At 37.0% G+C, this 22,618-nt stretch carries 13 protein-coding genes; 6 read left to right on the forward strand and 7 right to left on the reverse strand.

Annotated features, from left to right (window positions below; translation table 11 throughout):
- Window positions 1-246: 246 nt before the first annotated feature.
- Both ACKVEV_RS19890 and tnpA read left to right on the forward strand, forming a co-directional pair.
- The gene (locus tag ACKVEV_RS19890) at window positions 247-3,966 is read left to right on the forward strand and encodes an S-layer homology domain-containing protein (RefSeq protein ID WP_409367931.1); all 3,720 of its coding nucleotides are present in this window, start codon (window positions 247-249) and stop codon (window positions 3,964-3,966) included.
- Between the two features lie 199 nt (window positions 3,967-4,165).
- On the forward strand, window positions 4,166-4,618 hold the full coding sequence (gene tnpA / locus ACKVEV_RS19895; protein ID WP_409367932.1) for an IS200/IS605 family transposase: 453 nt from the start codon (window positions 4,166-4,168) through the stop codon (window positions 4,616-4,618).
- 174 nt (window positions 4,619-4,792) lie between these two features.
- Here the strand turns inward: tnpA and ACKVEV_RS19900 are convergent, their stop codons facing one another.
- From ACKVEV_RS19900 to ACKVEV_RS19910, 3 genes are all read right to left on the reverse strand, one after another.
- On the reverse strand, window positions 4,793-5,683 hold the full coding sequence (locus ACKVEV_RS19900; RefSeq protein ID WP_409367934.1) for a tyrosine-type recombinase/integrase: 891 nt from the start codon (window positions 5,681-5,683) through the stop codon (window positions 4,793-4,795).
- 15 nt (window positions 5,684-5,698) lie between these two features.
- Window positions 5,699-6,538 carry a helix-turn-helix domain-containing protein gene (locus tag ACKVEV_RS19905; protein ID WP_409367936.1) on the reverse strand — a complete coding sequence of 280 codons (840 nt, stop codon included), beginning with the start codon at window positions 6,536-6,538 and terminating at the stop codon, window positions 5,699-5,701.
- Window positions 6,539-6,708: 170 nt separating this feature from the next.
- On the reverse strand, window positions 6,709-10,245 hold the full coding sequence (locus ACKVEV_RS19910) for an S-layer homology domain-containing protein (protein ID WP_409367937.1): 3,537 nt from the start codon (window positions 10,243-10,245) through the stop codon (window positions 6,709-6,711).
- 463 nt (window positions 10,246-10,708) lie between these two features.
- On the opposite strand from ACKVEV_RS19910, the gene ACKVEV_RS19915 reads away from it, so the two are divergent.
- From ACKVEV_RS19915 to ACKVEV_RS19930, 4 genes are all read left to right on the forward strand, one after another.
- Window positions 10,709-15,466 carry an endonuclease gene (locus tag ACKVEV_RS19915; RefSeq protein ID WP_409367938.1) on the forward strand — a complete coding sequence of 1,586 codons (4,758 nt, stop codon included), beginning with the start codon at window positions 10,709-10,711 and terminating at the stop codon, window positions 15,464-15,466.
- Window positions 15,467-15,710: 244 nt separating this feature from the next.
- Window positions 15,711-16,109, forward strand: a complete 399-nt coding sequence (locus ACKVEV_RS19920) for a hypothetical protein (protein WP_409367939.1) — start codon at window positions 15,711-15,713, stop codon at window positions 16,107-16,109.
- Window positions 16,110-16,289: 180 nt separating this feature from the next.
- Entirely contained in the window at window positions 16,290-17,078 is a 789-nt protein-coding gene (locus ACKVEV_RS19925; protein WP_409367940.1) for an ImmA/IrrE family metallo-endopeptidase, read from the forward strand.
- An 8-nt stretch (window positions 17,079-17,086) separates the two neighbouring features.
- Window positions 17,087-18,001, forward strand: a complete 915-nt coding sequence (locus ACKVEV_RS19930) for a hypothetical protein (RefSeq protein WP_409367941.1) — start codon at window positions 17,087-17,089, stop codon at window positions 17,999-18,001.
- An 89-nt stretch (window positions 18,002-18,090) separates the two neighbouring features.
- Here ACKVEV_RS19930 and ACKVEV_RS19935 read toward each other — a convergent pair whose 3' ends face one another.
- The 4 genes from ACKVEV_RS19935 to ACKVEV_RS19950 form a co-directional block, all read right to left on the reverse strand.
- Window positions 18,091-19,944 carry an FtsX-like permease family protein gene (locus tag ACKVEV_RS19935; RefSeq protein ID WP_409367943.1) on the reverse strand — a complete coding sequence of 618 codons (1,854 nt, stop codon included), beginning with the start codon at window positions 19,942-19,944 and terminating at the stop codon, window positions 18,091-18,093.
- Window positions 19,934-20,695 (reverse strand): ABC transporter ATP-binding protein, encoded by a 762-nt coding sequence (locus ACKVEV_RS19940; RefSeq protein WP_409367944.1) that lies wholly within the window; start codon window positions 20,693-20,695, stop codon window positions 19,934-19,936. Before ACKVEV_RS19940 ends, ACKVEV_RS19935 begins: the two co-directional genes overlap by 11 nt.
- A gap of 96 nt (window positions 20,696-20,791) precedes the next feature.
- Window positions 20,792-21,772, reverse strand: a complete 981-nt coding sequence (locus ACKVEV_RS19945; protein WP_409367945.1) for a sensor histidine kinase — start codon at window positions 21,770-21,772, stop codon at window positions 20,792-20,794.
- Window positions 21,769-22,461: a response regulator transcription factor gene (locus tag ACKVEV_RS19950; protein ID WP_409367946.1), complete on the reverse strand. Its 693-nt coding sequence runs from the start codon at window positions 22,459-22,461 to the stop codon at window positions 21,769-21,771. Before ACKVEV_RS19950 ends, ACKVEV_RS19945 begins: the two co-directional genes overlap by 4 nt.
- Window positions 22,462-22,618: the final 157 nt, after the last annotated feature.

The following is a 22,618-nucleotide window of genomic DNA, read 5'->3' on the forward strand; positions in this document are numbered from 1 at the left end:
ATTGCTAGTTAATTAGATTTTGTGGTAAAAGTTGCATATTTTCACTTGAAAAAAGTCGCGTAATAGTTAACAATGGTAAAAGAGAGTTCGATGTCCACTATTTTCCGGAAGTGAATTAGTAATTTTCCCAAAATATGATTGACAACTTTTAGGGATGCAACTATACTTTTATGTGTAGTTGTTTATTTACTACATAACTATGTAGTAGAAACATAATTTTTTTAACTTAGAGGAGGAAATTTTTCTATGGCTAACCAACCAAAGAAATACAAAAAATTCGTAGCTACGGCTGCAACGGCAACATTAGTAGCATCTGCGATCGTACCAGTGGCATCTGCAGCAGGCTTCACAGATGTAGCAGGAAACGACCACGAAGTAGCAATCAATGCATTAGCTGATGCAGGTATCATCAACGGATACGCTGACGGCTCATTCAAACCAAACCAAACAATTAACCGCGGTCAAGTGGTTAAATTATTAGGTCGTTATTTAGAAGCTGAAGGCCAAGAAATTCCAGCTGACTGGAATACAAAACAACGCTTCAACGATCTACCAACTTCTGCTGAAGCTGAATTAGTGAAATATGCAGCACTTGCAAAAGATGCTGGCGTATTTAACGGTTCAAACGGCAACTTAAACGCTACACAAACTATGCAACGTCAACAAATGGCAGTAGTTTTAGTACGTGCTATTAAAGAAATCGCTGGCGTAGACCTAGTTGCTGACTACAAAAAAGCTGGTTTCGTAACTGAAATTTCTGACTTAGAAAAAGCTTACTCTGCTGAACAACGCTCTGCGATCGTTGCTTTAGAATACGCTGGTATCACGAACGTATCTAACTTCAACCCAGGTAACAGCGTAACTCGCGGACAATTCGCTTCATTCTTATACCGTACAATCGAAAACGTAATCAACGCTCCAGTTGCTGGTGTTGTAGGAATTAAAGCAATCAACGCTACAACTGTTGAAGTAACATTCGACGAAGAAGTTGAAAACGTACAAGCTTTACACTTCTTAATCTCTGATCTTGAAGTGAAAAATGCTGCTGTTAAACAATCTAACAAAAAAGTGGTTGTATTAACGACTGCTGCTCAAACAGCTGACAAAGAGTACACTGTATCTCTTGGCGAAGACAAAATCGGTACATTCAAAGGGATTGCTGCGGTATTACCTGAAAAAGTTTCATTTGTAACTGAATCAATCCAAGGCATTTACGGTCAACAAGTAACTGTTTCTGCTAAAGTAACAGTTAAAGAGGGTCAATCAGCTGAAGGTATCCCAGTAACATTCAACATCGACTCAAATGCTGATGCTGCTGGCGGTCAATTTGCTAAGGATTATGTTGCTGAAGCTGTAACAAATTCTGATGGTGTTGCTTCTTATACTTACACTCAATACAACCCAAGTAATTCAAAAGATTCAGTAACAGTTTATGCTACTGGTAAAGCTAATGTACGTGCTTATGCTTCTGTATACTGGGGTAACGAAGCTCGTTTAACAGTTAAAGATGTAACAGAAGGTAGCACTATTGCTAACTCAAACACTAAAGTTTATAAAGTAACTTCTAAAGAAAATAAAAATGGTTATGTAGCTGTAACATTTAAAGAGAATGTTGGTGTTACTCCTGACAAAGTAACTAACGGAGCAAAATTCACTGATGCTAATGTTTACCGTGTAAATACAGATGACACATTAACTAGCGTGGGTTACAATGGTGTACCATTTGAAGTAACTACAGGTGGTCATCAAGTAGCATTAGTTAAATTAAATTCATCGGGTGAAGGTAACTTCACGTTAACTGGTGCTGACGCTACAGTTACTCCAGTTGTATACGCTGGCGTAGCATTAGATGGTTCAGGTGCACTTGCTCTTAAACAACCTAATCTTACTTATGATGGTACAGACTTACAAGCAGTTGGTTCAACAGTTAAATTTGAAGTTAACCAAACAGCTGAAATTAGCTTAGTTGCTAAAGGTGTACAAAAGGCTGCTGCACGTAATGTAAATGGTGGTAATGGTTTTGGTGGACGTGAATATACTGTAACTTTAAAAGGTAAAGATGGTAAAGTAGCTCCTAAAGGCACTACTGCGTACATCTACTTCGATAAAGCATCTACAGGAAATTCAAACAGTGCTGATCACTCAGTAACTTTAACACCTGTTGTTGACGGTAAAGAAACTACACCTGTAACAGTAAATACTACTAATTCTAATCGCATCCTTGATGCAATTCCTGTAACTGTTAATGAAAAAGGCGAAGCTACATTTGTAGTTCGTGGTGCTGCAAATGACTATGCAACTCCAATCGCAGTTTACAACAATGGTAAAGATGCTGCAGTTATCGATAGCTCAGATGCAAAAGCAACTGGTGAAATCGTATACTTCGGTGACGTAGTAGTAGGTGCTTCTAAAGTTAAAATTACTTCTGCAGCAACTGGTAAAGAGGTAACTTCAATCGTGGGTACAGATTCAGCAGTTATTGAGTACATTGCTGTAGACCAAAATGGTTTCAAATACTACAACAGCACAAATGCTGCGTTTGATTCAACATTCACATTTGTTGATACATTTGCAAACTACAATGTAACTGGTGGTACACTAGTAAGCTCTGAAAATAACCGTAAAACATACAAAGTACAAGCGATTAACGGTGTTGCAAGTTTAACTGTTTCTTCAACTAGCCAAGGTACTGTGAACTTTACAGCTTCAACTACTAACAACATTTTATCTGCACAAACAGGTGCAGTAACATTTAACAACCTTGCTGAAGCTGATACATTAACTGGTACTGTAAAAACTGTTGATACAGTTAACAAAAAAGTAACTTTAGTGGTTAACGGTGTTGATGCAGAACTTTCATATAAAGATGCAACTCTTTACTACAAAGGAACTACTGTAGGCGTTGATGAAGACTTCTTTGAAAGCAAATTAGTTGCTGGAGCAAAAGTAACTTATAACAAAGCTACTAACGCTTCAAAAGCTAAATTCAATATTTTTGAAGATTCACCGAATGTTAGTGATGCAGTAAATAAAGTAAACAACTCATTATCACGTGCGAATGTTCTTACAGCATTAACTGGTGTTTCTGCATATGAAAAATTATCACTAACTGCAAAACCGATGGCTGTAGATGCAATTTGGTCTTCATTACAAGCTGGTAATACATTTACAACACCATCTTTAAATGCAGCATTAACAGAAAATAACTATACTATTACTGTAGCAGCAGCATATACGCCAGCAGTTCAAAACGTTACATCAGTTGGAGCAACAGCTTCTTATAAAGATGCAGCTGCAAAAACATTTACTGTAACGGCACCAACTGGAGCAACAGCTGAATCTTATAATGGTATTAAAGTTGCATTTAAGTTAAATACAACAGCAGCTGCAACGACTACTACAATCACTAGCAACTATGATACTGCATCAAAAACACTTGAAATTTTCTTACCAACAACTGTTGGAACACCTGATCCGATTACTGGTGTAGCTCCTCGTTCATTTAATGCAGCAGCAACATTAGAATTTGATGATTTAGCAACAGCATTTGCAACAGCAACTTTAGCTGATGGTACAACTGTATTGACTACTGGTGGTACTTTAACAGCTGGTGATGCAATTACTGCTGACTTAGTTGGTCAAGTATTAACATTAGATAATGGTGTAAATGGTAATGGTGGAGCAGTTAGTGCGAAAGTAGCATTAACATTCTCTGAAGCAATCACATTAGCTGGAGCAGTAACTGGTGTAGCCTTTGACGTAGATGGAACATCTGCAACGCTTTCAAATCATACAGTAAAATCTCCAACTGTATTAACGTTTGATACTACTAATGTACTAACTTCAAGTTCAGTAATTACGAACTTAACGGGCATTACATTACCAGCAACTGTTAAACCAACAGGCGCTACATTAACTCAAAACAAAGTATTTGTATACTCAACAACAGTAACTATTAATAAATAAAAATATTAGTGCCAGCTATATAGGTACTGATAATCAAATGAAGCCTTGTAGAGAGTTCTCTCTACAAGGCTTTTGATGTATAATTTGTCCCCTTGATATGCAGTTGATCCAGTAGATCTTTATCAATGGACAACAAAAAAACTCCAATCGTACAATAAAATCAGGTCTAGTCAACCGACTTTGTACGAAAGGAGTTTAAATGAATAGTAAGAGTTTAGCACATACAACATGGAATTGTAAGTATCATATTGTCTTCGTACCGAAATATAGAAGACAAGAAATTTACCGTCAAATTAAAGCGGAAATTGGAGGAATACTGCGACAGCTGTGTGAAAGAAAAGGTGTAGAAATTGTTGAGGCCGCAGCTTGTCCCGATCATATCTATATGTTTGTAAAGATTCCTCCGAAATTAAGTGTTTCAGCTTTCATGGGTTACTTAAAAGGAAAAAGTAGCGTTATGATTTTTGACCGACATGTTAATTTAAAATACCAATTTGGAAATCGCCAATTTTGGTGTCGAGGATACTTAGTGGATACTGTCGCTCGAAATCGAAATGTGATTCATCGGTATATCAAAAGACAATTACAAGAAGATATACGCTATGATCAACTGTCGATGAATGAAATTATTGACCCTTTTAATTGTGAATAAATTAACCGAAGCAAAAAAAATACGGTTGGCAGACCTCATACCATGTCGAAAGACATGAGGTAGTAAGCTAGCGTTTCACGCGCCGAGAAACCCACCAGTTTTACTGGTGGGTTTTTGATGCTTATAATCATTATATTTATTTTAAAAGTTGAATAAATATTCGATGTTCTTTTGTCATTTCAACTTTTTCATAGCTGTTCTCAAGTCATCTACTTTCAAATGTTGATAGCGTGCAGTGGAACGGGAATCGGTATGACCTAATAAAGTAGCGATATAATGTTGGTCTACGCCAAGGAGTGTTAAATGTGTTGCGGTACAGTGACGGATAACATGGGGTGTTAACCGTTTTGTTATATTGCATTGTGAACCGATTTTTTTCAGTTTGATACGGATTTCGACACCGCTAATAGGCATATTTCTGCTTACAGGAGAAGGAAATAAATAGTCTGAGCCGTTATCTTTTGTTTTGTGTAAATAAGCCTTCAATATTTGATGCAATTTTGGATGCAAGGGTAAATGAAGATCTCGTCCGCCTTTAATCCGAGGGAAGTATATTTTATTATTTTTTATATCTACGTTTTCCTTTAGTAACGTTCGAGCAGCTGTTATTCTGGAACCTGTATAATATAACAAGCTGATTAATACATAGTAAAACTCAGAGTATTCTTTGGCTGTAGCCAAGACTAATGCCATTTCATCCATATCTAATATGTCGGGTAAAGGGATGTAAACATTTCGAGTAGATATGCCGGTTGTTGGGTCGACTTTAAAGTCCAACTCGATAACAAGATATTTGAAAAATGCTTTTAAACCGTAAAAATACCGATTAATAGAGTTAGGTTTATAATCTTGGTTACCTAGAAAATCTAGATATTCTAAGATATCATCTTTCGATATTTCTTCTGTTAGGATGTGACCATCATATAATTGGTAAATAAAAGATGAGAATTTTTTTATATCATTGTCATAGCCGATAATGGTTTCTTCTGAATAATACTTTCTTTTTAAATGTTGTAGAAACTTTTTTGAGTACTTTGGTAAGTCAAAGTCTGAATGGAAAATCAAAGAGATAACAGCTCCTTAGCTAATGTTTTCTTGTATGACTTGTAGTGCATTATGCTGATCGTAATTATGAACAAACCACTTTAGTTTTGTATCACAGTAGTTTAACTCAAAAGAAAGTAACTCTTTTGTTATTAAATATTGATGTTGTTGCCGATAGGACATATTGGGACTTAGCCATAATATATTTAATATTTTCTGAGGTTCACTAATGTGCTGTAAGTTTTCTTCTGTCTGATAGAAAATGGAGCAATCACCTAACCAACTTTCAAAAATTGTGCGTTGCTTTCTGTCGCTATATAATAGCTGAAGATGCAATACATTATGCTCTATAACTAATTGAAAATATAATTGCTCATGGGCTAAGTTAATATAGCCCATGTAGTTTTTTATATCTGTCTGCGGTTCTTCACTTTCTGAGAACCAATCATTTTTTATTTTCGAAATGTATTTTTTTATATCCGCAATATCGTATGGCGTTAGTAAATTGTAAAGTGTCTGTTGAATTTGCTCCTTAAAGTCCTCAATAATTGAAGAACGAAAATCCTCATTTAATTTCATCAATAAACTATTTAATTCCATCATCTCATCTGTTAATAGGGGAGGCTCTACTATTTGGCTAGGGTTTTCTATTTGTAATTGTAGTTCAGCTAATTCTGCATAGGGCACTTCAAAAAATTCCGCATACTTTTTCAATACTTTTTCAGAGGCATTTCTTGAGCCTTTTTCAATAAAGCCTACATAACTATGCGAAATGCCTAATAAATCAGCCAAGCCTGCAATCGTTAAGCGATGCTTATGGCGGAGCTTTTTTAAACGATTCCCTAGAGCGATGGCTTGGCCTTTTTTGTTCACCATTTTTCCTCTCCCTTCTATTCGAATTGAATTTATCTTCCTTTTGTATTTTAACGGTTTAATTACTTGTATAGAAAAAAGACCCCATAGAGTCAAACTAATTAAAGTTCTTCCTATAGGGCCTAAATTTACTTATTTCTCGACCAAGCTAGTTTATCAAGTAATGTTTCGGTTTATTGAGAAATACCAGTAATAGTAATTGGAGTCTTAAATGTTTGAGTTTTTACAACAGCTTCAATACCAGTTAATCCAGTAATAGTAGTACCAGCTAAGATATTAGCATTAGTACCAAGAGTAATTGTAACTGTTTTCTTGTCTTCAGATAAAGCAAACGTAGCACCAGTTCCTAAAGTTGAAGCATTATTAAATGTTAATGCAGTAGGGGCTGTAGCAATAGCTTCAGAGAATGTTAATACTAATTTTCCTGGTACAGCTTCAGTTGCTGGCGTTGCACCAGTTAAAGTGATTGTTTGACCAACTAATTTTGAAGCATCACCAGTAAAACCTGTAAGTGTTACGCTTAATGCGCCATTGTTGAATTCTTCAATTTTAGTTTTAATGTTTTCAAATGTTGCATTTGTTTTATCAATTGTCGCAGCACCTGTTACAGTGTCATATGAAGAAACAGGTAATTTTACTGTTAAAATTTTTTGAGTCCTATTATATGCAGTTGTAACAGAAGTCCCTACTGTAGTATTTGTCTCAAATACGATTTTAAAGTCATTGTAAGCAGTTTCACCTGCAGCAGATTCAATTTTTAATAGGTTATCGACAGTATTATCTGTATAAATACCAACTGCTTTTTCACCATCCGCTTTAATTGTAGCAGCAGTGTATGTTGCATTTACATCAACAATAAAGTAAGTCTCAAGAAGTAGATTTAATGACGCAGGAGTTGTGAATGCTTGACCAGTGCTTACAAAAATAAAGATATCATTTGCAGCTTTCGTTTTATTTTCATCTGTTAATTTAGCATAATTAGCTAAACCTTGAATAGCTGTTCGAACTTGCTCAACTGTAGTTGCGTTGTTGACTCTTTCTACTATTGAAGCAGGGGTTGTGCCAGTGCCATCGTTTACACTGATAATAGTAAATGTTACTTCATCTTCTTTTACTTCATAAGTAGCACGTACGGATTTACCTGCATTTCTATATTCTTCTAGTAAAGCGATGAAAGCATCAGCGTTAGCGATTCTACTGTTACCGATAGTAAAGTATTTATAAGCTTTACCTGATTCGCCAGCATATGCTACAGCTTTAGATTTTCCAGCAAATTTAATTTCTTTATCCTTTTTATTGATGGATGTAAGATCAAGAATGCCTGTATATGGGTTTGTAATTTCATCTGCGTTCGTGAATGTTGCTGTTGCTTCTTTAGCAGTAAATGCAAATTCTTTGTTGCCGTTATTTTGTTTCGCTACACCTGTCGCAATAACTTTTACAGAAGAAGTTTGACTGTTTACTGTAGTCACTTCAATTTCACCATTTGGCGGCGTAGAGACTGTATATACACGGTTTGGTGCGATTTCTACCTCTCCAACTTTTACATTATTTGCACCAGTGTTATGAACAGTGTAAGAAACATGGCTAATTGAATAACCAGAGTTTGGCATTACTTTACCGCTTTGGTTTGTAAGTTGTACTTTAAATATAGCTATATCTCCACCAACGAATTTGTCCGTTTCAGTAGCAGTACCTTTTTTGGACGATACTAGTTTAGACCCATCTACATATGGTGCTTGGAAGTATGACATTTGTCCAACTGCAGATGGTTCACCTTTATCTAGGTTAGCATTTTTGCCTGTTTGGTCATTGATGTCAATCCAAGCAATTGGTGTAGCGTAAGAGTTTTCAGTATTACTTGCGATGATAAAGCTTGCTTCACCTTTAGAGTCTGTTGTAACAGTAATTTTGTCAGCATCATAAACTTGTTTACCGTTTTCTACTTTTACAAATTTAGCAGAAGTGACTGTAGAGATTACGCCGTCAATGTTTTCGTTAAATGCAACGTTAACGATTTCATTAGCTGCTGCTTTTCCATCTTTGTTTTTCACAACTAATTTATATTTACGGCCATTTTCAACACCAGTTGCCGCAACTTCGCCACCATCACGCGTTAATTCAAGTGTGTATGCTGCTTGAATAGCACCGAAGGTCACTTTTCCAGCAGATGCTTGTAATGTATCAGCAGTGTATTTTTGAGTGTATCCAGTTGTTGTAACTGTACCATTTGCATTATTTACTGTTACTGGAGTTGCTTCAAATACTACTGGCGTTACTTGCGCATTAGAACCTGAAACCGTGAATGTAGCTTCACCTTTAGAGTCTGTTGTAATTTGTGCAGCTCTAGTGTTGTTTTCGCTCGTTTGAACTACCGCAACACCATTAACTGTAACGTTTTGTAGTTTATCAACAGTGACGTCAATGTTTTCTTTTACAGAAACGTTTAATACTTTACCTGATACTGGTCTACCTGTTTCTGGATGTTTGTAAGTTACTTTATAAGTTTTATTTGCACCGTTGTTAATAGTTGAACCTTCAGTTACTTCAGTAATTGTTAGAATCGTGTCAACACCCCAGAATACATAACCAGTTGAGAATTTAGAACGATCACCGTTGGCGTATACCGTTACAGTATCATTCGTTGCAGCGTATCGAGTGTACGTGTAAGATGCAACACCGTTTTCATCTGTTACAGCTTCCACTGTTACTGGCGTTTTCACGCCATTAGTAGAACCTGGGATGAAGAATGTCACTGGGACACCAGCTTTGGATTGACCTTCAACTACAGTTACTTGTGCTTTCACAGTTACTTGTTGACCAAGTTTACCTTGCACTGATTTTTCAACGATATCCACTTTCGTAGGTACAACCGCAGCAATCCCTTTGAATGTACCGATTTTGTCTTCGCCAAGAGATACAGTGTACTCTTTGTCAGCTGTTTGAGCAGCAGTCGTTAATACAACCACTTTTTTGTTAGATTGTTTAACAGCAGCATTTTTCACTTCAAGATCAGAGATTAAGAAGTGTAAAGCTTGTACGTTTTCAACTTCTTCGTCGAATGTTACTTCAACAGTTGTAGCGTTGATTGCTTTAATTCCTACAACACCAGCAACTGGAGCGTTGATTACGTTTTCGATTGTACGGTATAAGAATGAAGCGAATTGTCCGCGAGTTACGCTGTTACCTGGGTTGAAGTTAGATACGTTCGTGATACCAGCGTATTCTAAAGCAACGATCGCAGAGCGTTGTTCAGCAGAGTAAGCTTTTTCTAAGTCAGAAATTTCAGTTACGAAACCAGCTTTTTTGTAGTCAGCAACTAGGTCTACGCCAGCGATTTCTTTAATAGCACGTACTAAAACTACTGCCATTTGTTGACGTTGCATAGTTTGTGTAGCGTTTAAGTTGCCGTTTGAACCGTTAAATACGCCAGCATCTTTTGCAAGTGCTGCATATTTCACTAATTCAGCTTCAGCAGAAGTTGGTAGATCGTTGAAGCGTTGTTTTGTATTCCAGTCAGCTGGAATTTCTTGGCCTTCAGCTTCTAAATAACGACCTAATAATTTAACCACTTGACCGCGGTTAATTGTTTGGTTTGGTTTGAATGAGCCGTCAGCGTATCCGTTGATGATACCTGCATCAGCTAATGCATTGATTGCTACTTCGTGGTCGTTTCCTGCTACATCTGTGAAGCCTGCTGCAGATGCCACTGGTACGATCGCAGATGCTACTAATGTTGCCGTTGCAGCCGTAGCTACGAATGAGGGTGGGGTGATTCCTGTTCACAATACAAAAAATGTAAGCCACAAGCCTCGCGCCAGCGAGGCTTATGGCTTACTGTGCTGAGCGGAAAGCCCCGCCAGGGCGGAAAACACTTTCGTCCTTTTCGCTCAAATTGCTTTCCATAGCCTTGCATCCACTATATTCATTTGGTAATAGATTTCTATAAATAGTATAATTTACATTACGTAAATAGTGTATTAACACTATTATGGTTTCATATATATGTACTGTAGAAAAAGCGTTTTACTAGTATTGATGGTACGGAGTATGTGAAAAAAGCCGCTTGCGGTGTAAGTTCAAACCGAAAGTCGAGATAGGGAGATAGTAGACTTCCTTCATTAAGAAGTTGGTCTTGATTTAAGCAAATACTTAAAGAGGAGCTAAACGACAATGCCAAAAAAGAAATGGAACAAGTCTTTTAATGCTTTACTAGCATCAACTTTAGTTGCTAGTGTATCGATTCCAGTAATGCCTGCTCAAGCTATCGCTGCCGGACCAGCAGCTGATTTGATTATCTCTGAATATATTGAAGGGTCGAGTAATAATAAGGCAATAGAACTTTATAATGGAACAGGTTCAACGATTGATTTAAGCCAATATAGACTTGAACTTTATACAAACGGTGGGACGTCTCCTACAAACAAACAGACGTTAAGCGGAACTTTAGCACATAATGAGACAGTTATTATCTATAATGCTAGTGCCGTGGCAGCAATCAAAGAGAAAGGTGGATTTGCATCTGCGGTTACTTCGTTCAATGGCAATGATGCGATTGTCTTGAAAAAGGGCGAAGAAGTAATTGATTCCTTTGGTCAAGTAGGCTTTGATCCAGGGAAAGCATGGGATGTAAATGGTGTATCCACTGTTGATAAAACATTGGTTAGAAAAAGTGCGGTTACGTTAGGTGACAACAATCCAAGTGATGTATTTGATCCTTCAGTAGAATGGCAGCAATATCCAATCGATACATTTGATCATTTAGGCAGTCACTCAATGGATGGCGGAGAAGTAGGGCCTATTACAAAGGTAGGTGCAGTAACAGCTTCTACACCATCAGGAACTGTTTCGGCAGGTACTGCGATTACCTTATCTTCTGCAACTGCTGGGGCAACGATTTATTACACAACAGATGGTACGGAGCCGACAGTGGAAAGTGCGATTTATTCACAACCAATTATTATAGATAGAACAACCACGCTAAAAGCAATTGCAGTAGCAGAAGGACTAGAAAATAGCGATGTCCAAACATATAGTTACACAGTTAGTGGACAAGCAGATGTGTTATCGATCGCTAATGCAAGAACAGAAGCGAACGGTACAACCGTAACAATCAAAGGTATCGTAGCAGGGAAGCTGAAAAATACGATTTCAGTGCAGGATGGCACAGGTGGTATTGCCGTACGTCCATCTAGCCTTAATGTGGACATTGGCGACGAAGTAACGCTTAAAGGTAAATTAGCGGATTATCGAGGATTACTGCAATTAGACGCAGCCCAAATCATCGATAAAGTGGCGGGTGTTGGTGCACCCACTGCGAAAGTCGTAACAGGTGCAGAGGTCGAGGAAGCAAATGAATCGCAACTCGTTACCGTAAAAAATGTGACGTTGACGAACGCTCAAACAGGAAGCGGCTGGGCAAACTTCACCGCGAGTGATGGTAACACTTTCTTAGTGCGTGATGAAACTGCTACGCTTGGTTTAACAGCAGGTACAACCTATGAATCGATTACGGGCATTGTCCAACAGTTTGATAATGATTACCAAGTGATTCCGCGTTCTGTTAACGATATTGTCGTAGATAGTAAAGCATTAAAACCAGCAATCGCATCTCCTGGTAGTGGAACATTCGTTGGTAAAACGACTGTTACTTTATCGACATCTACAGCAAATGGTGAAATCTATTACACAGTAGATGGTACCGATCCAACTGTAGCAGGTACGAAATACACAGCGCCAATTGACATTACGGCAAATACTACATTAAAAACAGTTGTGAAAGCTAGTGATGGTACGTTTAGTGAAGTGATGACCTATGACTATAACATTACCGATGCATTGCAAATCCATGATATTCAAGGGGAAGGGCATGCTTCTCCATATGCCGGTAAAACGATTGAGGGCATTGAAGGTATCGTAACGTATTCATTTTCTTTAAATGGTAGTTATTATTATACGATTCAAACGCCTGATGAATTAGCGGATAATAATCCGAATACATCGGAAGGTATTTTACTTTATAGCGGGAAAAATGCTTGGCCAATTCAAGTAGGGAATTTAGTATCGGTCAAAGGTAAAGTTGATGAATATGCGTACGATGGCTATAGTGATGCCAACCAAACCGATTTAAAAACAACGCAAATCAATGTACGCAATGACCAAGGTGGCAAAGTCGAAGTGCTAAAAAGTAGTGTAGCCTTACCAAAAGCCATTCAAATTGATAAATTAAAAATGTCATTTAGCCAAATTGACAGTGACAATTTGCAAGTTTTCAACCCAACAATTGATGCCATCGATTTCTGGGAAAGTATTGAAGGCATGCGCGTGGAAGTGGGCAATGTTAAAGCTGTCGGTCCACAAGAACATGGCGATTTAGTAACGGTTCTGGAAAGTGAACCAACAAACACCCTTCATGGTGGCGTGTTATATGAAGAAGGGAAAACAAACCCGAATCGTATCCAATTTAGATTAGAACCGAACGGAACAGCTCGTGATTTTGAAGTCGCAACAGGTGATAAATTCAATGGACCGATTACAGGTATCGTTGGCTACTCTTATCAAAACTTTAAAATTTATGTGCCATTAGATCAGATGAAGCAAGCACATGTAAAAGGTGCGGCAACACCTGAGACAACAAAAATTGTTAAAGCAGAAGATAAAGTAACAATTGCATCGTATAACTTAGAAAACTTCTCTAATAATAAATCATCTACTTCTGATGACAAGGCGCGTAAATTAGCGCGAGCAATTGCTGTTGATATGCAAACGCCAGACATTGTTGGGGTAACAGAAGTTCAAGATAATAACGGTGAATCTGCTGGTGATTCAAAGGCAGACCAAAGTTATCAACGTTTAATTGATGCTATTAAAGCGGCAAGTGGTGTTGAATATAAGTTTGTCAATATTGACCCGGTGAATAATGCAGACGGTGGTGCACCTAACGCAAATATTCGTGTTGGTTTCCTTTACAATCCAGCAAGAGTGAACTTGAAGGAAGGTAGCCCAGCAGGAGATGCAACGACTGCTGTTGGTTATCAAGACGGTCAATTAACGTTAAATCCAGGTCGCATTGACCCGACAAATGAAGCTTTTAATAATAGTAGAAAACCGTTAGCTGCACAATTTGAATTCCAAGGTGAAGATGTCATCGTTATTGCTAACCACTGGAATTCTAAATCAGGCGACACGCCATTATTCGGTGCCATTCAACCACCGCAATATAAAAGTGAAGTGCAACGTCAAAAAATCGCCAATATTGTTTATGGCTTTGTAAAAGATATTAAAACAAAAAATCCAGATGCCAACGTTGTATCATTAGGTGATTTTAACGACTATCAATTTGCTGCACCGCTTAAAATTCATGAAGGCGAATTAATGACAAATATGATTAATAAAGCCGAAGACGCGGATCGTTACACATATTTATATCAAGGGAATTCACAAGTATTAGACCATATTTTAGTGTCTAATAACCTGAAAGACAAAACATTGATTGATATTCTTCATATTAATGCGGACTTTACAGATATGGCAGGCCGTGCAAGTGACCATGATCCTGTTATGGTGCAAGTGGACTTGAAAAAAGGTTCAACTGTGGAGCCGATTGTACCTGAAATCACTTATTACTATGAGAACTTTAAGAAAAACATATTAAACATTACAAAACCTAGTGTGGCATTGCATTTAGATGCGAATTCCTATATTACAAAAGGCGTACATCTTAAAGGGAAGTATGTAGAGTTACACGGTGAAGGCTTTAAAAACACAGATGTCATTATTACACCAAATCATCCAGGTTCCATTGTAGATTTAAAAGGCAACATTTTTAAAAAGATCACAATTGAAGGTAAAAATGTTAGCGAAATTCGAGGCGCGGACAATATCGACTTTAAATTGATTGAACTAACGAAAGGTGCAACGTTAGAGAACATAAAATTCACGAATTCCAAAGGGGACATCATTGTACCTTTTGAAAACAAGCAACCAGTCGTAAAAAAACCTATTTCAAACCAGACAGTAGCTGTAGGCACAGCAATTACAATTGATTTAACGGAACATTTCGCTGATCCTGATAATGACAAACTGACATTTACAGCGACAAAAGGGTCAATCAATGGCAATCTATTAACGCTTAATTTAGAAGCGGGTAGTCATATTGTAGGTGTGACGGCATCTGATGGTAAGAAAAGTGTTACGACTAACTTTAGTGTTAGCGTAACGGCTAACAATGACTACTATGCAGCTGCATACGACAAAGAAGGGCTAGCATTAAAAAAGGCGCTACACGATATTATTTCCAATCAAAAAGTACTGTCATATGACGATGCATGGGATGCATTAAGATATACGGATGAAGACCCGAATAATGTCAATAATGTACTGTTATTTTACTCTGGTAAATCAAGCCCGAAAACAAATAACGGTGGCAATGTAGGGAACTGGAACCGAGAGCATACGTGGGCAAAATCACATGGTAATTTTGGGACGAGCAAAGGGCCAGGAACAGATATTCATCATTTACGCCCAACGGATGTCTCTGTGAATAGCTCAAGAGGGAATTTAGACTTTGACAATGGTGGTAGCCCAGTCGCTGGCTGTAACGGTTGCAAAAAAGACTCCGATTCATTCGAGCCGCCTAATAATGTAAAAGGTGATGTCGCTCGTATCTTATTTTATATGGCAACTCGTTATGAAGCAGGCGATAAAGTGGACCTTGAATTAAATGACAAAGTCAACAATGGTACAAATCCTTACCACGGGAAACTGTCGGTTCTTTTACAATGGCATCAACAAGATCCTGTAGATGACTTTGAAAAACGAAGAAACGAAAGAATTTACGAAATCCAAGGCAACCGCAATCCATTTATCGACCACCCGGAATGGGTAGAAACGATTTATAGTAATAAAACAGCGTTGAAAATGGTGAACTAAAAAACAACCAGCATGCTTTCAGTTATTTATAGCTGAAAGCATGCTGGTTTTTATTTTCAAAGGTCATTCTTTCTATAAAAAGAGGTACAACTTATAAGTATATGTTTTTATACCTTTAAATATACATGTTTAAATTAATAATTATAAAATAATTAAAAAACGACTATTTGGTACAAGAATCTGTACTCGTTACTTTACTTGTTGGTAGTTACTCTCTATACTTATTAAATGGAGGGATGAAATTTTGAGTAACTATAAGATAGGCGAAGGAGATATTAACGCAATTGTCGCGAGAAATGTAAAAAATTATATTGAGGCTGTTGGTAAATCTCAAAAATGGGTCTATGAACGAAGCGGAATACCGAAAGCTACATTTTATAATTTATTAAAAGGAGAGGGAGATATAAATAAAAGTATTCCAAAATTAAATAAATTATTCCGTATCCAAGATCCGTTTTATTTTTACAATGAAAATATTCAATTACCAAGAACCTTGGAAGAATTAGAAGCAGACTCTATTAAGAATTTTTCAGCAGCAAGTTTTAATGGAACCGACAGTGAAGCATTTAAAGAAACTATGACTATTTTAGATGACATCATTAATATAATTCATACAGTAAAAACGGCTAAGGAACTAGGTTAATTAGATATTTTATTCTTTTATAATATGATGGCAAAAAAATTAAATATATTTAAGGTGAATTATTTATCTATTAAATGCATAAAATAGATTGTGTCGAATATTGTAACAATATATATCTTAATATTTTTATATGAATCATAGTTTTAATAATGTTTCAAATAATCTTAAGGAAGTGAAAATATGATTAATAAAGAAAACGTTATTGAAATAATAGAAACCAACAAAGATTACTTACAACAGGTCCAAGTATATGTCGATAAAACGCAAGAAATTGGAATAGCTTTTCGATATTCACCTATCGAAGCAATTAAAAATTTTTTAGCTCGAAATGCCAATTTAATTATGTTTCCGAGTGATGATTTACAATACGGCGGTTTAGTTACTTATAAAAATGGTCGTTATTTTATTCATATTAATACGAATCAACCAAAGACATATGAAAACTTTATTTGGGCACACGAATTTTACCATTTTCATTTTGAAGCAGATAAAATTAAAGCATCACATATACGTACATTTGCTGATGGTAGTTCACCAAATGAAAATGAAAGAATTGCGAATTTATTTGCGTCAGAATTATTGATTAACAGTTCGGTATTAAAGGCTATATTTGCGGAAGTAAGGGAAACATACGCTGGCGATAAACTTGAAAATCAAGTAATCCGTTTAATCCAAACCTTTAAATTACCTTATAAATGTCTTGTTATTAAGTTAGCTCAGGATGGGTTAATAACACTCGATGAAGCAGTAGACATCATTGATTATGATTACCGCAACCATTTGCCTAGCGATTTTGACAATTCTATCCTAACGCCTAGTAGAAGTGTGCAATTTGCTAGTTTAAGTGAACTATTGAATGATCCAGTTGTGAAAGAAAATTTACGAGCCAGTGATTATCAGAGCATTAATACCACGTATTACTCGCATATGAATCATTTAGGAGGGCTCCGAGATAAAGAGAAGGAGTGAAGATTTAAATGGATTCAATAAGCGCCATTTATGAAGGAACAATCACACCCTATGTAAAAAAGGGGTTACCCAATTTACCAGATTTAACATTAGCTATGCTTGATACAAATGTTTGGACAAACGTAGCAAAAGCGGCAAGGCAAAGTTCTGCTTATCATGTGTCTGTAATGCAACGCATGGTCAAGGGAATTGATTTAATTGTAGTACCCGAAATCATATTAAAAGAGTGTGCTGGTTCAGGAAGACAAATAGGAATGATTGACACTCGTTTTAATGAGTTATATGAACCTGTTTTTAAAGCTCTTTCCGGAATGGTAGACATTCATGTTGTCACTTTTACAGATATGGAAAATATGATGGTAAATAGTAATGGTGGCAAGAAAGATTCTGCATTTCGTAAGGCTTTATTAATAGCGAATGAATTGTTTGAAACTAACAGTGATGTTAAGGCCGCATTAGCAACTGTTAAGCAATTTAGCGAGATTGAAGGTGCGTTAACCGTTATACAGAAGGATGCGGGGGAACGGGTGATTTTGTTTTACACTATGTTGTTTTTAAACGAATATTGGTCTGTTGATGTTTTTACAAATGAGGTTGAAGTCTATACAGATCGCACGATTATTGCTCTTAAAGAAAAATTAAGAGAAGCAATAGGGAATTTCCAAATTGAGGACTTTTATGAAGCGTTTCGAATATCCTCCTATGATGTTGTCTTGTTTGATGTATTGGTCGAACATGATACACAATGGTCATCGGATATGAAACGGGATTTCGTGACGCAATGTCGTGATAATAAAACAAGAAAAATCCGGGTTCATTCAAAGATAGCGAATTATGCCAATGTGGAACATTGCGCTAATAATAACGAATTTTTAATGTATTACTCTACATGGAAAATAAATTCTATGTCGATCGTATTTTAATAACTTACATCGTTTCACACACACAAAAGCACTCAAGCCTCTTATGGTTTGAGTGTTTTTGTGTCTTGAGCCAAAGGTGACAGGCACACTTATTGCACGTCTAATAATTTCTTCAAATAGCTTCGACGGATCATGAAGAAGCTTGCTATAAATAATAGTAAAAAAATGCTTATGCCGATAGCGGTCATTTCATAAAAGGTCGATGAAATCACATCGCGCATGGCCAACATAACGCACACGAGTAGGATGCTTGCTAATGTAAAAGGGATAAAAACGAGCATGGCCAATTCTTTTGTGACGACAGCACTTACTTCTCGCATAGAAAGGCCGATTTTGCGAATGCCTGCATATTTTACTTTTTCACCTTCAAGTGATGTTTGTAAGTAAAAGTATAAAATGCTCATTGCTGCACTTAAAAAGATCAAACTAAGCATAAAGCCGATAAAGAACATGATACTTTTTACAAACTTCTCTGTAGCGTATAAATCAATTTTTGAGCCGATCAAATGTGTATCTTGATTAGAGTTAATGTTAGCTAATATGTCGTGGGCAACATCAATGTTGTTTGTCCAATCTTGAAGTTCAAAAGCAAACACTTTGTAGACTGGGAAATCAAGCTTCTCGTAAATGGCATCGGGCACGATATAATAAACATTTTGAAACCCGGTTAGTAAAATATTTTGTTCTTGTAAGCCCGCAAATTGCAGCTTCGGTACTGCGTAGTCATGGATAAGGTCGATCGCAGGACGTACGCCTTGATGGCCAGCAGCCACGTAATATTCATTATCTTTTAATGTAATATTTTCATGAAAAGCGAGTGCATTATAATTGCTAACAGACATAAACGCAATTCGTCGTTGTTCATCTGTTTTGAATGCCGAATAATAAGCATCGTACGGACCTGCTTTAGCTAAAGCCGATTGGATATAGCTAATATCTTGTCGTTCTTGTGCGAGTGTATTCCCCGGAAGGGAAGTATATTGAAAACTATAAGGGTACAAGCTTTCCGTTTTCTCTTTCACATTGTAGTAAGAGCTGTAGAGGACACTTGTACATAAAAATACACCGAGCAGTAAAATCGTCAGTAAATAGATTAAGTGCGCATTGGAACGACCCTTTGCCTTTAAGTTAGAAACAACAAGCATATTGGTTTTTCTATAATAGGAAGGGCGGTGTTCCTTTATGCGAATAGCCCATAGCATGCCTTGTGTAATAATGAAGTAAATCGTGAACAGTAAGCTAACGATTAAGGCTATATAATAAATCATGCCTAATGATTCAACCCAAGTAAATTGTAATTTTATCGCAATGACTAAAACACTACTTACGATTATTGAGAGCACCAATTTCACAGGTGAGGAGGCAATTATTTTTTCGGTTGTCACATCTGCTTTTAATAGTTGAATTGCTTCTTCTCGATTAATAAAGCGAGTAATAAATTTAGAGACGATTACAAACAACATGCAAAAGAGCACGACGGTTAACGACATGGCTGCTAATGGCACATACATCCCAAATTCATCTGCTTGCAGTACACGTTTTGCAATCATTAAAAATAACGGTGAAATAATAAGCCCTAATGTGATGGCTGTAACAATAGCAGCACCACCAATCAGCATATTTTCTCTGAAAATCATTGTGCGAATTTGCTTCATGGATGCACCGGTAATCATAAACGTGCCGAGCGTCTTAGTTTTCTTTTTTAAAAACGCAAAAATCGAGTAAACGATAAAGACAAATGAGAAAATATAAATAAAGAAACTCGCGAACATCATCGTAATGCCTAGCGTACTATTTTTATCAATCGCAGCTAGCATTGGATGAAATGCTGTAATAGCAAATAGGAAGAATACTAAAATGGAAAAGACGCTACTTAAAAAATAAGAAATATACGTCCATTTATCACGTAAAATGTTTTGCACAACGATATCATTAAATTTCATGCTGTCCACCACCTAAGAACGCAAGTGTGTCCATAATTTCTTGGTAAAATTGCTGTTTATTTTTGCCTCGACGTACTTCGTTATAGAGAGCACCGTCCTTAATAAATACAACACGCTGGGCAAAGCTAGCGACATAAGCATCGTGGGTCACCATTAAAATAGCTGTTTGCAAATTATGATGGATGGATGCAACTAATGACATCACATCATTGACCGCTTTGGAATCCAAGTTCCCTGTCGGCTCATCCGCTAGCAATAAGCTTGGCTCATGAATAACAGCCCTGGCAATGGCCACCCGTTGTTTTTGCCCACCTGAAATTTCAAATGTCCGTTTCTTTAAAATCCCTTCTATACCCAAAAATTGAGCAACAGTAGCTAAACGTTTGTGCATATCTTTTATAGCAACGGAGTCTAATGCTAGTGGTAATAAAATATTTTCTTCAACTGTTAATGTGTGAACAAGGTTAAAGTCTTGAAATACGAAGCCTAGCTCATTGCGACGAAACTTTGCTAGTTCGTCGTCATTCAGTTCGTATGGATTTTTAGCATTGATTGTTATGACGCCACTAGTTGGACGATCAATGGTCGAAATGCAGTTAAGCAATGTTGTTTTGCCACTACCGGAAGGACCCATCACAGCAACAAATTCATTGTCAGCTAATTGAAAATCGATGCCCTTCAAGGCTTTATAGACAACTTCTCCAGCATACTCCTTATGCAGCTGTTGGACATGTAAAATTGTGTTTGACATGTATTCGTCACTCCTTGTGTATCTGTTGTACGTTAAGTATAGATACTTTCGTGATTTGCATATATCGCTATACATGACAGCAGTATGACAAAATTGTCATATCGCTTTTTTTATACTGTTTGTGAAATCGATAGTAATAGTTGTAGCATTATTTGCTGATTGTAACTGGAATGGATGATCTAAAGTTGTTAGAATGCGTTTCACTAAATACAGTCCGATACCAGTGGACTCTCCTTTCATACGCCCTTTAGAGCCTGTGTAATACAAGTCAAATATGCGTGCCATTTCATTTTCTGGAATGGTGTCGCCGTTATTTGTAATTCGTAAATGTCCATTTTCATAAAGGATATGGACCGCAGAATGACGTTCACCATATTTAACAGCGTTACTTAATAGCTGATAAATAACGACCTTTAGCCATTTGCGATCGGAGTAGAGCAACACGTCATCTTGGATTGTGCATTTTGGAAATAGCTCTGCTTCAATAAAGTAATCTTTTAAATCATTAATTACTTCCTGCACAACACGCTTTAGCTGTATAGGCTCTATCTTTAAATCGGCCAATAAATTCGTCGAGCGGCTGTATGTCAGCAGTTGATTTAACGAAAAATTTAACTTGTCACATTGGGTTTTCACTTTTTGCCATTCAACGAGTAAAGACGCATCTTTCCCTTGGTTGGACTGTATTAGAAGTTGGATTACGGAAAGGGGCGTTTTCATTTGATGTACAGAGTGTGAAATGAGCACTTGCTGCTCCTGTGAAAACTGCTTGTGCTGCTCTTCTTGGGCTAGCAGTAAGTTTTGTACCGTTTGCAATTGCTGGGCATATGCTTTTTCGTACGGAGCAAGTGGACGGTAAATAACCTGTAAATTATTTTTATCGATATGTGCATACATTTTTTTGCGGCGTACATAACGCACAGACAATACGAGCATTAACAATACAGTCGCTAAAAATACAAAATAACCGTAATGGTTGTCAAAGCCATCAAGCACTTGCATTGCGATAGGAAAGCATATAAACGTCAAGAGATAGAGAACGATAATGCTTAAATGGTCTTGTAAAAATAGCTTCATATCGATTTCTCCGATAATTGATAGCCGATGCCACGAATTGTCGTAATTTCTAATGACGATTGAATGGCTTCTAATTTTTTGCGTAGCCTTACAATATTGACGGTAAGCGTATTTTCTTCAACAAATGTTTCATCATCCCAAATGGCACTGAGCAGCTGCTGTCTCGTCACGACATTCGGGTAGGCTTCAAAAAGTATTGTACAAAGTCGTAGCTCTTTGACCGTTAATAGTTCTTCCTTGTCGGTAGTGCTTAATCGGACCGTATCGATGTTTAACGTTGTATTGCCTTTTTGAATGATACGAGCTGGTGCATCCATCGCATATTCACCATATGTGCGACGAATTTGTCCATTGATTTTGGCTAACACCACTTCGAGCGAGAAAGGCTTTGTAATAAAGTCATCCGCACCGTTTTCAATCCCATACACTTGATCGGCATCGCTCATCCGAGCAGACAAAATCATAATGGGACAGTTCGAAACTTGCCTAATTTTCCGCGACCAATAGTAGCCATCAAAGGCAGGGAGGTTAATGTCCATTAAAACGAGGTGCGGTTGAAGTGCTTGAAACGCCTCGAGCACTTTATCAAAGTCGTGCACAATAGTACCTTGATAGCCGTATTTAGCAAGTTGGTTTTTTAATGTTTGCGCGATATCCATGTCATCTTCAACGATTAATATTTTATACATTTTATACCCCTCTTATAGCTAGAAGCTTTCTTCTATCTTTATCACGAATCGATTTCAATATACGCCAAATTTTACATATTGGCTATTGTAAACGAAAGCCATTGCTGTTTGCTAATTAAGTAGATTACAAGTATCACCATTGCAAACATCGACAAAC

The organism is Lysinibacillus sp. 38-6, assembly GCF_046245175.1.
Taxonomy (GTDB): Bacteria; Bacillota; Bacilli; order Bacillales_A; family Planococcaceae; genus Lysinibacillus.

Excerpts from the sequence above, each read along its gene's own strand:
- ACKVEV_RS19940 (WP_409367944.1), bottom strand. The coding sequence starts at position 20,695 with ATGTCAAACACAATTTTACATGTCCAACAGCTGCATAAGGAGTATGCT.
- ACKVEV_RS19925 (WP_409367940.1), top strand. The coding sequence starts at position 16,290 with ATGATTAATAAAGAAAACGTTATTGAAATAATAGAAACCAACAAAGAT.
- tnpA (WP_409367932.1), top strand. The coding sequence starts at position 4,166 with ATGAATAGTAAGAGTTTAGCACATACAACATGGAATTGTAAGTATCAT.
- ACKVEV_RS19890 (WP_409367931.1), top strand. The coding sequence starts at position 247 with ATGGCTAACCAACCAAAGAAATACAAAAAATTCGTAGCTACGGCTGCA.
- ACKVEV_RS19915 (WP_409367938.1), top strand. The coding sequence starts at position 10,709 with ATGCCAAAAAAGAAATGGAACAAGTCTTTTAATGCTTTACTAGCATCA.
- ACKVEV_RS19950 (WP_409367946.1), bottom strand. The coding sequence starts at position 22,461 with ATGTATAAAATATTAATCGTTGAAGATGACATGGATATCGCGCAAACA.
- ACKVEV_RS19945 (WP_409367945.1), bottom strand. The coding sequence starts at position 21,772 with ATGAAGCTATTTTTACAAGACCATTTAAGCATTATCGTTCTCTATCTC.
- ACKVEV_RS19930 (WP_409367941.1), top strand. The coding sequence starts at position 17,087 with ATGGATTCAATAAGCGCCATTTATGAAGGAACAATCACACCCTATGTA.
- ACKVEV_RS19905 (WP_409367936.1), bottom strand. The coding sequence starts at position 6,538 with ATGGTGAACAAAAAAGGCCAAGCCATCGCTCTAGGGAATCGTTTAAAA.
- ACKVEV_RS19935 (WP_409367943.1), bottom strand. The coding sequence starts at position 19,944 with ATGAAATTTAATGATATCGTTGTGCAAAACATTTTACGTGATAAATGG.